This is a genomic window from Kitasatospora sp. NPDC047058 (assembly GCF_040643935.1).
GTDB lineage: Bacteria > Actinomycetota > Actinomycetes > Streptomycetales > Streptomycetaceae > Kitasatospora.
The window spans coordinates 22,048-34,078 of the sequence record NZ_JBEYVJ010000015.1 but is presented as its reverse complement, the minus strand read 5'-3'; the positions used below and the strand labels follow the sequence as shown (position 1 = coordinate 34,078).

Genomic DNA, 12,031 nt, shown 5'->3' with positions numbered 1-12,031 from the left:
CAGCGTGATGCAGCCGAACGAGGCAAGGATGGCCAGGGCCGGTCAGCGCGCCCTCCGCGGCCTGCCGGAACGGAGCGCGCCGTCCGGGACGGGCACGCCGGCGACGACGCCCGTGACCACTGCCGCCGTTGGGCCGAGAACGTGGCGCCGAAGCGGGACCTCGGACCCGGTGTGTACCGGCCCCGAGCGTCCCACCGCCCCCGCCGCCCGGGTGCGGCCCCACGGACTCCTCGGCGGGCGGAGTCAGCAGACGGCGGCGAGTGAGTCGACGAGGATGCCGAGTCCGTCCCGGGCCTCGTCCTCGCTGAGGGTGAGCGGGGGAGCCATCCGAAGGGTGTGGCCGCGAAGACCGCCCCTGCCGATGAGCAGACCCCGTCGCTTCGACTCGTCCAGCACCCGGCCGGCCAGCGACGGGCTCGGTGCTCCCGAGTCAGGGGCGATCAGGTCGACGGCGAACATCAGGCCCTTGCCCCGGACGTCTCCCACGACCGGAAGCCCCTCCGCGGCGGTCCGCAGGCCGTCGATCAGCATGCGGCCGACCCGGTGCGCGTGGGACTGGAGGTCGTGCGCGAGCAGGTAGTCGAGGGTGGCTTTGGCAGCCGCCGTCGCGATCGGGTTGCCGCCGAAGGTGGAGATGCCATTGGCCGGAAGCGCGTCCATGAGCGCCCCGCCCGTGACGACACCGCCGATGGCGAATCCGTTCCCCAGGCCCTTCGCGAAGGTCATGATGTCGGGTGTCACGCCATGGGCCTGGATGCCCCAGAAGTGCTCTCCGGTACGACCCCAACCGGTCTGCACCTCGTCCGAGACCAGCAGGATCCCGTACCGGTCCAGGATCTCCCGGTATCTCGCGAGGAGCCCGTCGGGTGCGGCGGTGAAGCCACCGACACCCTGGACCGGCTCCGCGATCAGGCAGGCGACGTCGGTGGCGGTGGCCGTGTCGAGGACGTGCTGCAGATCGTCCACGCAGAAGGCCAGGAACTCCCCGTCGGACAGGTGCGGGAATCGTGCGCGATCCGTGCCGTGCAGATAGTGCACGTTGACGGGCGAGAGTGAGGAGTTCTTCCAACTCCGGTTGCCCGTAACGGCCATGGCCCCGTACGAGCGCCCGTGGTAGCTGTTGCGCAGGGCGAGCACCTGGTCGGACCGGCGGGCGTTGGTGGCGAGCAGCAGCGCCGTTTCCGTGGCCTCGGTACCGGAGTTGGTGAAGAACACCTTGGCGTTCGCGATGCCCGACAGCTCCGCGATCCTCTCGGCCAACTCCACCTGGGAGCGGACGAGATACAGCGTGGACGTGTGCACGACGCCGGTGCGCAGCTGCCGCTCGACGGCTTCCCGGACCTCGGGCACGTCGTATCCGAGCATGTTGGTGAGGATCCCGGCGAAGAAGTCGAGGTAGCTCCGCCCGTCGGAGTCGGTGACGCGGCATCCCTTGCCGCTCACGATCTCGATCGGCTCGTCGTAGTAGAGCGACACCCACGACGGCATGACCGCGCGATGGCGGCTGAGCAGGTTCGACATGCGAGGCTCTCACTTCCTTGCGACAGCATCGACCTCGCGCCGGCGGGCCGGCCACCACACACGGACGCTCTCCGGCAAGCTACCCCAGACCCGGCCCGCAGGACGGTCAGGCGTGGCCGACACGGGGCTTCCCGCCGCGGTGCCCGTACCGGACTCCAGCCGTTCAGCTGCTCGTCGTACCGGGCCCTGCAGTCGGACGCACGCACCCCCGTGCCATGCATCCGGGGTGTCCTCGAACGGCAACCGTACGTGGACCCCCCGACCAGCGATGCGAGCTGCCGGAGCGTCAGATCGGTGCGCCGGAAGGCAGCGACCAGCGAGCTCGTACGAGGCCTGGGCGGAGGGGTGCCTGGCCGCCGCGCCAGCCGGTAGGGCAGGGTGGGGCCCATGGCGAGTGTGGCGAATCCCGCGGCGTGGCGCTCGGTACGCGAGGCGGCGTTGCCGCAGGTTCCTGCGGAGAGTGAAGGCATCATGCTCTCGGTCCTGGGCACCCGCGCCTTTCTGCTGTACCGGGTCGATGAGACCGAGCATCGCAGGCGACAGACGGTCGGTGCCGAGCGTCTGGACAGCATCCCTGTGCTGGAGTGCCTGCTCGGTCTTCCGGTCGGTCTTCCGGTTCCGGTGGGTTCCCTCCCGGAGCGGACCGAGGTCCGCGACCTCCCGCGCGGAGCTGTCGAGTGGGACACGGATCTGGTGACGCGCCGGGCGGTTCGACCGCTCGCCGTCGACCTCGTGGTTGTGCGGGCGGCCGAACCGCGAACGGGCCTGGAGCGCGCAGGCCGGTTCGCACCGTTCTGCCGTCGGGCTGTCCTGCTCGACGAGGTCCCGCACGTACGGTTGGACGAGATCCTGGCGGAGGCCGCCTTCTACGGCATCGGCGTGCTCGTCAATGAGCCGGACAGGATCCGGATCGCTCTGGAACCCGAGGCGTACCGGCCGCAGCGGCACACCTCCGCGGCCTGGCACTTCGTCGAGGAGCTGTACGGACGACTGGTATGAGCCGTCCGTCCGCCCGTCAGTCGGCTCCCGCGCCGGCCGGCGCCGAGGGCGCGGCATCGAGGAGGGACCACCTCAGCAATTGCGGCGGGACCTTGAAGCCGTTCGGCTGCTGGACGGCGGCATTGACAAGCGGATACCGGTCCACTGCGGCCCGGCAGCGCTCCTGCCACCACCGCTGGCGCTCTGGCCCAGCCTCTAGGGTCTGCATCGTCTGCTGCCAGGACATCAGTACGGCCGTGTTGTGCTGTGCTGCCGACCGGACGTCGCGGTTGCTCGGGAAGCTGTCCAACGCCCGATGTCCACAGGCAGCGCACTCGCACACGGGTGCGTGCGTCGCGGCGAAACGGCGGGCGAGGGTCTTGCCGAGGAACAGGGCCATCAACTCGGGGAACAGTACGGCCGGGGAGTCGGCGAACCCGGAACTCTTCGCAGGCTCACCGGGCGGGACGACGTGCCGGAAGCGCCCCGACAGCCCGTAGGCGGCGAACACCGCGCCCCGTGCCAGTGCTCCGAACGCCGCGAGATCGGCCCGCAGCAGCGCGGTTCCCGGTACCTCGGTCAGTACCCGCGCCAGCCCGACCAGCGCGTCGGGGAAACTCGCCAGCGGGTCCAACTGGCCACCGAGCATGACGGCTTTCATACCCGGTGCCGCGCTCACTTCTTCGATGAGGCGGCCGACCAGGTCGTCGTGCAGCCAGCCGACGTCGATCGGGAGGGTGAGTGCGATCCGGGGATCCTCCCGCGCCACCACATCGCGTACAGCCGCTCGTACGGCGGCCGTGTCCCCGGCTCGGAGGTATCCAGTCGGGGTGAGCGCCGCCGTCGCGCCGACGGCGAGCTGCTCCTGGACTGCTTGGCCGAGCGGATCTGCTGTGGGCAGCTCGTCGGTTCGCGAGAGGAATGGCTCGCCCGCTGTCGCGACGGCGTTCTCGTAGAACGCCGGGTCGGCGATGAGCACGCCTGCGTAGTCGTTGTCCCGCAGCTCCGACGCCTTCCGGAGGGCCTTCGGTCCACTGATCACGAGCCCGCTGCGGGTGGGGTCCAGCTGGTCCCGTACGAACCCCACCCGGGAGGCATCCACCTGGATCAGCAGCCGATCGGTGAGCAACTCCGTGCGATTAAAACGGTCTTGGCTGACAATATGGGACCTCGAACGTCGGGAGGACCTACGAGGGCGGGGGAGCGGAACGGAGGAGTCGGACATGGCCTCGCCTTCAACTCGGCGGAAACACTCGACGACGTACTCGTGGCTCTAGTGTACGGAGCGGACTGACACTCCGCGGTTCGTGGTAGTGCCAATGACCCTAGGAAGCACAGGAGTTGGTCGGTGATCGGCTGACCGAAGCCCGGACGACATGAGACTCCCCGGGGCGACGCTGGACAACGTCTACCCGGTCGACCACTTCCCGGCCTTCACCGCACCGGACGGTGCGAGGTCAGGCGGCTGCTTCGCGCCTGCCAACCGTTCGCCCGCCGTACCGCTGAAGATCGTATCGGTGTGGCTGTCGAACGCCGACAACGTCAAGCTGGTGCCGGGTTGCGAGGGCATCACCGCTGGCAGCCACCCGAAGCGGTCCGAGGTCGTTCCCCTGCCCCATGGCTGTACTCCGGGCACCGTGCTCCGACCGGACTACGGCAACGGCTGTACCCTGCGGGTCGAGACCGACAAGCCGGGTTCCCATCGGGCCACGGTCAACGTCGAGGTGGAAGCAACCTGCACCTCGCACGCTGCATGGCCCTGCAACAGCCCTGACCTCGTGCGTTACTCCCTCTCACCGCAGCACCCGATCGTGGTCCGGCTGGTCGAGACGCAGGTCATCACGTTCGCCCTGCCGTCGTCCGACCGGGACGTGACGCCAGGGGCGACGAACAGCCCCTCACCGCTCAGGGGGCACTCCCCGTCGGCGCCCGCGGCCTCGTCGCCGTCCGCGGACGACGCCGCCGACCCGGCGGGCGGTGGAGCATGACCGCCGCCGCGTCTCCCGGTGGGCAGGTCCTGGTACGGGTGAGGGCTCTGGTCAACGTGCTGGGGCCGGCGACGGTGGCGACCTCACTGCTCTTCTACTTCGGCTACGTGGCGACTACGGCACGCTTCCGCTTCTTCGGCGCCTACGTGTCACTGATGAACCTGTCGTTTCAGGACATGCTGCTGTATGGGGTGGAGGCCGTGTACCCGCCCCTCCTCGCAGTCTCGGTCATGGGACTGCTGGGCCTCACCGCCCACACGGGCGTCCGCCTGCTGCTGTTGTCGGAGGACCGGGACAACGTCACCGGCTGGGTGGGGATCCTCGTCGCCCTAATCGGCTGCCTGGCGCTGGCGCGGGGCGTCGTGGGGATACTGGTGCCGGGTGTCGCCCGCGCCGAGGCCGTCGCCACGACGCCGCTGTGCCTTGCCGCCGCCGCCGTGGGACTCACCTATGGGACCTGGCTGCTGCGCCGGATCGCAATACGCCGGGATCGGCGTCGGCTCGGCAGCACTCCGGAGGGCGCGGATCCCCCCACGCGCTCAGCGGTCATGGACTGGTTGGCCTCACCGGACTGCGCGCGGCTGTGCAGGTCCGCGATGGCGTGGATCACCCTCCTGGTAATCGCAAGTGCATTCTGGATCGTCAACAGCTTCGCCGCCGCCTATGGACTGGGCAGGGCGCTGGACGACGCGGACTCCCTACCGGGCCGTCCGGAGGTTGTCCTGTACACCAAGGAGCCGCTGCGCGACCTCCCTGCCGGCGCCAGCGGTACCCGGCTGGAGCCGGCGGAGGGTAGTGAACTCCTTTACCGCTACGAGGGGCTGCGGCTCCTGATGCATGCCAACGGGCGTCTCTTCCTGGTGCCGGCGCACTGGACCGCGCCTGGCGGACGCACCCTGGTCGTACCGTACGAGGACACTGCCCACCTCGAACTCGTGCCGTCCTGAGCGATGCCACGACCCGCTCCACCTGTGACTTTCCGTGTTCCTGGCACTCGGGGCATCCGCTGCCGTTCGCGCGCGACGCCAAGGGTGCCTGCCACATTTGCTCGGGGTTCGTAGCGCACACCTAGGTAGGGACGAACGGCGTCTGCCCGATCGGTCGTACGTGCCAGGCGGAGACCGGGTTGGCGGGAGACCATTCGCCGGCGAGGCCGGGAAAGTGGAAAGCGAGCGAGTCGAGGATCGTGCGGCACACCGGGCACCGCAGGCGCTGTCCCTTCTGGCGTTGCGCCGGGGTGTCCTGCCACTCGTGGCCGCATTCGGGTTCCCGCCGCCACACGGTTCTGCGCGATCCGGGTGAGATCTTGGCAAGGCTGGTGCGGCCGTTGAGGGCCGGGTGCCACTGGGCGGCGATCTCCGGGCTCAGTCGAAATGGTGCAGGTTCGATGTCATCGGCGTACAGCGCGGGTGAGAGGAGCTCCTGGCCGGAGCACGCGAGGCAGCCCACGCGCAGATAGGTGCGGGGAGTGGCGGACACCTCGCGGCCCTTCGGGCAGCGGAAGCGACGCGGCCGACCGTGACCGGTCACGAACACTGTGCGGGGATCTCAGCAAGTCAAGGCCGGCGCCGCGCCGGAATCGACGCTCAGGAAGACGCGGTGTCGTGTTCCGCGGGGACGACGACGACCGGGATGCGGGCGTGGTGGACGACCTCGGTGCTGGTCGATCCGAGGGCGAGACGTCCCCAGGCCCCCGACCCTCGGGAGCCGACGACGAGCAGGCAGGCGTCCTTGCTCGCTTCGAGGAGCACCTGCGCCGGACGGCCGGATTCGCAGACGATCTCCACGTCCACGGGCGGCCCGCCGAGTTGTTGCTGCAGTTCCTTGACGGAGTCGGCCACGGCCTGCGTGACGAGATCGCGCTGCTGCGGGATGGGGCCGCTGCCGGGGCCGGATGCGGCCGTCCATTCGAAGCCGGAGCGCCGGGTGGGGGAGTACTCGTACGCGCAGACGGCCCGCAGGCCGGTACCGCGCAGGTGGGCCTCGCGGAGCGCGAAGGTCATGGCCTGCCTGGCGAGGGCCGAACCGTCCGTGCCGACCACGATCGGGCCGACCGGGTGGGGGACAGGAGGATCGGTCACGGGAGACCTCCAAGGATTTCGGCGGGCGTGCACCTCCCAGCCTGCGCCTGCCCGTCTGTGGGCACCAGCGCACGTCCTGGGGAGGAATACGTCGGCGGCGGGCGAACCGTCGACGGGCTGGTCCGGCCGTGGGGACCATCAGGTCTACTTGGCTTCGACTCGTCCGATCGGGGCGGGATCGGTTTGCAGTGCCTCGCATGCGGTCTGCCAGGCCGTGTCGCCGGGGTGGAGGCGGCTGCGGAGGTAGGCCGCGGTGAGCCGTCCGACGGCGGCGACCCGCTCGGGGTTCTCGTCGGTGGTTTCGGCGGCGTCGTATCCGGCGATCCCGCCGAGTCCGTGCTCCGCCTCGAAGAGGGTGAGCAGGGACTTGGGGCCGGGGGCGAGGGCGTAGGGGTCGGCGTGCCAGTCCGGACCCATGTCGGTGAAGTGTCGGGAGTCGTCCTTGCCGCCCGCGACGACCAGAGCGGGAGCGGTCATGGTGGAGAAGTCGACGGCTCCGATGATCGGCCACTGCTCGGCCATGGGCCCGTTGAGGACGTCGCCGCCCCTGCCGGGCGCGGCGAGCAGTACGCCCGCCTTGATCCGCGGCTCGACCAGGTGCACCACGTTCCCCGTGTCGGGGTCGTCGAGTCCGGCGCCCAGCAGGAGGGCGGCGGTGAAGCCGCCGAGCGAGTGTCCGGCGAGGGCGACCTTGGTGTGGTCGATCCGTCCCGCGAGCTGCGGCACGGTGCGCTCGATCACGTCGAGCCGGTCGAGGATGTGGCTCATGTCCTCGGCACGGGAGCGCCAGAAGTCCGGTGCGCCGGGGGTGTCGGCGACCAGCCGGCTCAGTGTCCGGGAGGTGAGGTGGGTGGGCTGGAGGACGACGAATCCCTGTGCCGCCCAGGAGTTGGCGAGCGGCGCGTAGCCGTTCAGGGAGGAGAGGTTGTTCGAGGGGCCGTGGCCGTGGGAGAGGAGGATGACGGGAAGGCCGGTTCCGGACGCGGGGGCGGAGACGCGTACCTGGAGGTCCACGGGACGTCCGGGTACGGGCAGGACCACCGGGCTGTACGACAGGACGGGGACGGGCGTGGCGAGGGCGGATGTGCTCATGAGGAGCGGTTCTCCTGACTGCGGTCGGTGCCGCGGCCGACCCCGGGTGGGTGGCGGCGGGCAGGGGGCAGCTGCGCCCGGTTTCGGCTAACCTGAAACGGAACGCTGTCCCGCTTACTATCCGGAACATCGTTCCGGTTTGTCAACGGGTGCCGGAGGGAGAGTCGTGGCCAGTGAGAGCCCCACGGGGAGGGCGTCGGTCCGGAGCAAGCGGGCCGATGCGCTGCGCAATCAACAGGCCCTGCTCGCGGCCGCCGCCGAGGTGTTCGTGGCCTCCGGCGTCGACGCGCCGATCCGCCAGATCGCGGCCAGGGCGGGTGTGGGGACGGGAACGATCTACCGGCACTTCCCGACCCGGGCCGATCTCGTGACGGCCGTCTACCGCCACCAGATCGAGGAGTGCGCGGAGGCCGGGCCGGAGCTGCTGGCCGGCGCCGACTCCCCTTTCACCGCACTGCGCCAGTGGATCGACCTCTTCGTCGACTTCCTGGTCACCAAGCACGGACTGGCCGACGCGATGCAGTCGGACAGCAGCGGCTTCGCGGCACTGCACGGCCACTTCCTCGACCGTCTGCTGCCGGTCTGCGCGCGGCTGCTCGATGCCGCGGTCGAGGCCGACGAGATCAGGGCGGGCACCCAGCCCTACGAACTGATGCGTGGCATCGGCAACCTGTGCATCGGCGGCGGAGACCCGCAGTACGATCCCCGGCGCCTGATCGAACTGCTCCTGGACGGACTGCGGCGCCCGCGGTCGGAGTGACGTCGGTGGCAACCGCGCGCCGTGCACCGGAGCCTCCCCGCAGCTGCACGGGCTCGCATCCCGGGACGGTGCCGGGGGCCTGTCCCCCGTGAGAGCTACGCGCAGGTGTCCCCTGTGAGGTGACGACTCCCGGTCACCGTTTCCCTAGCGTTCGGTTCAGCCGCGGCGCCCCGGCCGCGGACCGGACAGGGAACCGGAAACGGAACCGAGAAAAGAGTCGTCATGAAACTGGTGTGGCAGATCCTGGCCGTGGTCCTGGCCGGTGCGGTCGGCGGTCAAGGTGCCAACGCGGTCCAGGACAACCCGTGGCTGTCGCTCCTCTGGGGCAGCCTGACGGCCGTGCTCTCGGTGCTCGTCTACCGATGGGCCGTGGGGCGTACCGAGCGGCGCCCGGTCACGGAACTGGCCCGCGGGGAAGCGCCCGGGCCGCTCCTGCAGGGCCTGGTGATCGGGGTCGCGATGTTCGGGGCGGTCATCGCGAACATCTACGTCCTCGGGGACTACCAGGTCCACGGCTTCGGCTCGCCGACCGGGGCGATCGGGCTGGTCGGATTCATGGCGGGCGCCGCCGTCACGGAGGAACTGATGTTCCGCGGCCTGCTCTTCCGGCTCGTGGAGCGCGGCCTCGGAACGTACCTCGCGCTGGCCCTGTCCGGCACGGCGTTCGGCGCGGCCCACCTGCTCAACAAGGACGCCACCCTGCTGGGCGCCGTCGCCATCGCGATCGAGGCCGGCGGCATGCTCGCCGCCGCGTACGCCGCCACCCGCTCCCTGTGGCTGCCCATCGGCCTGCACTTCGGCTGGAACTTCGCGGAGTCCGGCATCTTCGGCACCGAGGTCTCGGGCAACGGTGACACGCACGGACTGCTGGACGCCTCGACGGCGGGGGCCAAGCTGATCACCGGCGGCGAGTTCGGCCCGGAGGCCAGTGTGTACGCGACGCTGTTCGGGGCGCTGCTCATGGTCGCCTTCCTGCGGCTGGCCCGTCGGCGCGGCCACATCGTCCCCCGGCGGCGTGCCGGGCGCGTCGACGCCCTCGCTACACTCACCCGGTGATGAGCCTTCAGAAGGCCGGTCAGGTGTGGCAACGGCTCGACGTCACCCTCCGCGACCTCCCTCTCGGGGCACTGTTCCTGGTCGCGTCGTTCCTGCCGGGACTGAGCGGCCACGGGACGCAGGTCGGCGACCTGCCGACCCGCCCCTTCGACGCGCTCGCCGTCGTGGCCCTCGCGCTCGAATGCCTCTCCCTCGTGCTGCGCCGACGGTGGCCGGTCGGCTGTCTCGCCCTGGTGGCGTGCGGCTTCGCCCTGGACCAGCTGTGCGGCTACCACTCGGCCGCCGGCACCGCCCTGCCCGTGGCGCTGGTCAGCGCGGGCTCCCATCTGGAACGGCGCCGGCGCACCACCGTGGTCCTCCTGTCCGTGGCGTACGTGCCGCTGGCGGTCGCGCTCGCCCGGCTCGGTTCGGGCGGCGAGACGGCGACGGGCTTCGTGACGTTCTACCTGGCGCTCGCCCTGGCCTGGGGAGCCGGGGCGTGGCTGCGGTCCACACGGGCCGCGGAGGCCGCACGCCGCGAGCGGGTGGCGGCCGGGACCAGGACCGCCGAACGCATCCGCATCGCCCGCGAGTTGCACGACGTGGTGACCCACCACGTGACCGCGATGGTCGTCCAGGCCGAGGCCGCCCGCTACCTGACGGCCGCACCCGAGCGGCTGGACCAGTCCCTGGCCGCTGTCAGCGACACCGGCCGTCGCGCCCTCGGCGACCTGCGGCACCTGCTGGACCTGCTCAACCCCGGCCACGGCGTCGGCAGCGGCCACGGCACCGGCACCGGCACCGACCACGGCCACGGCGCCGGCAGCGGCACCGACCACGGCGTCGGCCCTGAGGCCGATCACGGTGTCGGCCCGGCGCAGGCCACTCCGGCCAGGACACCGGCCGTCGGCAGGGTCCGCACGCTCGTCGAGCAGACCCGCCGGGCCGGACAGCCCGTGGACCTCACCGAGCGGGGCACGCCGCCGGCATCGACCGGCAGCGCCGACCTCGTCGCCTACCGGGTGGTGCAGGAAGCACTGACCAACGCCCTCAAGTACGCTCACGGCAGCCGCACTTCCGTGCAGGTACAGCGCGGCGCGAGGGAGGTCACCGTGGAGGTCAGCACGGACGGAACCGGCTCACGCGCCACGGCCGTCGCCGTCGGCGGCGGACGGGGCCTGGCGGGCCTGCGCGAGCGCGTCGACCTCCTGGGCGGCGACTTCAGCGCCGGCCGCGACCCCGACGGCGGCTTCACCGTCCGGGCACGCATCCCCGCCGACGGCACCTCGTGAGCGCACCGATCCGGGTCCTGGTCTGCGACGACCAGATGCTCGTCCGCACCGGCCTGGTCACCATCATCGGCGCCCAGCCCGACATGGAGGTGGCGGGCGAGTGCGGAGACGGACGGACCGGAGTCGACCTTGCCCGCACGGTGCGGCCCGACGTCGTCGTGATGGACATCCGCATGCCGGTCCTCGACGGCCTCGAGGCCACCCGCCTGCTGGCCGGCGTCGGCGTGCCCCACCCCGTCAAAGTCCTCGTGGTGACCACGTTCAACCTGGACGAGTACGTCTACGAGGCACTGCGCGTCGGCGCCAGCGGCTTCCTCCTCAAGGACGCGCCTCCGGACCGGCTGCTCCACGGGATCCGGACCGTGGCCACCGGCGCGGCCCTTCTCGACCCCGACGTGACACGCCGACTCGTCGGGCGCTACGCGGCCCGCATCCGCCCCGCCGAGAAGACCCACCGGGACATCCCCCTCACGCCTCGCGAACTGGAGGTTCTCCGCCTCATCGCCGACGGCCTCTCCAACAGCGAGATCGCCGCAGCGCTCGTCATCAGCCACGAGACCGTCAAGACCTTCGTCTCCCGCATCCTCGCCAAGCTCCAACTCCGCGACCGCGTCCAGGCCGTCGTCTATGCCTACCGCCACGGCCTGGTCACCTGACCGGGCCGCTGCGGAAGGGCGCCCGCCCGCCGTTCGCACGGCGGGCGGGCGGGGGTGTGCCGGTCAGTTCTCCAATCCGAAGTAGCGGCGCAGGTAGCCGATGATCTCCGGTGCGTGGGGGAGGAGTTCGGGCAGCTGCGCGGCGAGGGCGCTGCGGGTGGCGGCGGCCAGGGCCTCGCTGGTGGTGGCGGCGGGTCGGACGTACGGTTCGAGGCGCCTGATCAGCTCGTAGTTGCTGTCGATGTTCTCGGCGCGCATCGCCTTCTCCAGCGGCGGCGCCCCGGGCGGCGGGACGGGCGCGAGCACCCGGCTGACGTACGTGACCCGGTGCAGGACGCGCCAGCACGGGGGCTTCGCCGAGTTCTGGCGGGTCTGCCGCAGGGCGGCGGCGTCGGGGGCGTCGCTGTTCGACAGCCACTGCGGGTCGACGACCTTGTGGTAGAAGTCTTCGAGGTTGTGAAATTACCTGTAGTGCATACGACTTGAACGAGCAGCTCGCCGGCCCCGCGCGGGCGCACTGCTGCCGACGGGAGGCCTGCGAGGAGCGTCCCGCCCCCGTTGGTGCCGGGGGCGGGACGCGGTGCGGGCTCAGGGCCTGCCGGGGGGTGAGGGCGGAGTCGTCTCACGC

13 protein-coding genes are annotated in these 12,031 nt (G+C 71.0%); 7 read left to right on the top strand and 6 right to left on the bottom strand.

Going from position 1 to position 12,031, the window contains the following annotated elements; genetic code table 11:
- Positions 1 to 243: 243 nt before the first annotated feature.
- Positions 244 to 1,521 (bottom strand): aspartate aminotransferase family protein, encoded by a 1,278-nt coding sequence (locus ABZ885_RS03960; RefSeq protein WP_360183075.1) that lies wholly within the window; start codon positions 1,519 to 1,521, stop codon positions 244 to 246.
- A 387-nt stretch (positions 1,522 to 1,908) separates the two neighbouring features.
- Between ABZ885_RS03960 and ABZ885_RS03955 the strand changes: the two genes are divergently transcribed.
- Positions 1,909 to 2,520, top strand: a complete 612-nt coding sequence (locus ABZ885_RS03955) for a hypothetical protein (protein ID WP_360183073.1) — start codon at positions 1,909 to 1,911, stop codon at positions 2,518 to 2,520.
- Between the two features lie 16 nt (positions 2,521 to 2,536).
- On the opposite strand, the gene ABZ885_RS03950 is transcribed toward ABZ885_RS03955, so the two are convergent.
- On the bottom strand, positions 2,537 to 3,628 hold the full coding sequence (locus ABZ885_RS03950; RefSeq protein ID WP_360183072.1) for a hypothetical protein: 1,092 nt from the start codon (positions 3,626 to 3,628) through the stop codon (positions 2,537 to 2,539).
- Between the two features lie 247 nt (positions 3,629 to 3,875).
- Between ABZ885_RS03950 and ABZ885_RS03945 the strand changes: the two genes are divergently transcribed.
- Together ABZ885_RS03945 and ABZ885_RS03940 are read left to right on the top strand one after the other, a co-directional pair.
- Positions 3,876 to 4,487 carry a hypothetical protein gene (locus ABZ885_RS03945; protein WP_360183070.1) on the top strand — a complete coding sequence of 204 codons (612 nt, stop codon included), beginning with the start codon at positions 3,876 to 3,878 and terminating at the stop codon, positions 4,485 to 4,487.
- A complete protein-coding gene (locus tag ABZ885_RS03940) occupies positions 4,484 to 5,434 on the top strand; it encodes a hypothetical protein (protein ID WP_360183068.1) in 951 nt (316 codons plus the stop codon). The genes ABZ885_RS03945 and ABZ885_RS03940 overlap by 4 nt, the downstream gene beginning before the upstream one ends.
- Before the next feature lie 121 nt (positions 5,435 to 5,555).
- Here the strand turns inward: ABZ885_RS03940 and ABZ885_RS03935 are convergent, their stop codons facing one another.
- The 3 genes from ABZ885_RS03935 to ABZ885_RS03925 all read right to left on the bottom strand — a co-directional run bounded on the left by ABZ885_RS03935 (position 5,556) and on the right by ABZ885_RS03925 (position 7,660).
- Positions 5,556 to 5,966 (bottom strand): zinc-ribbon domain-containing protein, encoded by a 411-nt coding sequence (locus tag ABZ885_RS03935; RefSeq protein ID WP_360183066.1) that lies wholly within the window; start codon positions 5,964 to 5,966, stop codon positions 5,556 to 5,558.
- A gap of 107 nt (positions 5,967 to 6,073) precedes the next feature.
- The gene (locus ABZ885_RS03930; protein ID WP_360183064.1) at positions 6,074 to 6,568 is read right to left on the bottom strand and encodes a universal stress protein; all 495 of its coding nucleotides are present in this window, start codon (positions 6,566 to 6,568) and stop codon (positions 6,074 to 6,076) included.
- Between the two features lie 144 nt (positions 6,569 to 6,712).
- Complete coding sequence (locus tag ABZ885_RS03925; RefSeq protein ID WP_360183062.1) at positions 6,713 to 7,660, bottom strand: chlorophyllase; 948 nt, start codon at positions 7,658 to 7,660, stop codon at positions 6,713 to 6,715.
- Positions 7,661 to 7,826: 166 nt separating this feature from the next.
- Here ABZ885_RS03925 and ABZ885_RS03920 point away from each other — a divergent pair, with 166 nt between their 5' ends.
- The 4 genes from ABZ885_RS03920 to ABZ885_RS03905 all read left to right on the top strand — a co-directional run bounded on the left by ABZ885_RS03920 (position 7,827) and on the right by ABZ885_RS03905 (position 11,403).
- Positions 7,827 to 8,420: a TetR/AcrR family transcriptional regulator gene (locus tag ABZ885_RS03920; RefSeq protein WP_360183060.1), complete on the top strand. Its 594-nt coding sequence runs from the start codon at positions 7,827 to 7,829 to the stop codon at positions 8,418 to 8,420.
- 222 nt (positions 8,421 to 8,642) lie between these two features.
- Complete coding sequence (locus ABZ885_RS03915; RefSeq protein WP_360183059.1) at positions 8,643 to 9,476, top strand: type II CAAX endopeptidase family protein; 834 nt, start codon at positions 8,643 to 8,645, stop codon at positions 9,474 to 9,476.
- Positions 9,473 to 10,747, top strand: a complete 1,275-nt coding sequence (locus tag ABZ885_RS03910) for a histidine kinase (protein WP_360183057.1) — start codon at positions 9,473 to 9,475, stop codon at positions 10,745 to 10,747. The genes ABZ885_RS03915 and ABZ885_RS03910 overlap by 4 nt, the downstream gene beginning before the upstream one ends.
- Positions 10,744 to 11,403 carry a response regulator transcription factor gene (locus tag ABZ885_RS03905; protein ID WP_360183055.1) on the top strand — a complete coding sequence of 220 codons (660 nt, stop codon included), beginning with the start codon at positions 10,744 to 10,746 and terminating at the stop codon, positions 11,401 to 11,403. Before ABZ885_RS03910 ends, ABZ885_RS03905 begins: the two co-directional genes overlap by 4 nt.
- A 63-nt stretch (positions 11,404 to 11,466) precedes the next feature.
- On the opposite strand, the gene ABZ885_RS03900 is transcribed toward ABZ885_RS03905, so the two are convergent.
- Complete coding sequence (locus ABZ885_RS03900) at positions 11,467 to 11,709, bottom strand: hypothetical protein (protein ID WP_360183053.1); 243 nt, start codon at positions 11,707 to 11,709, stop codon at positions 11,467 to 11,469.
- Positions 11,710 to 12,031 lie beyond the last annotated feature (322 nt).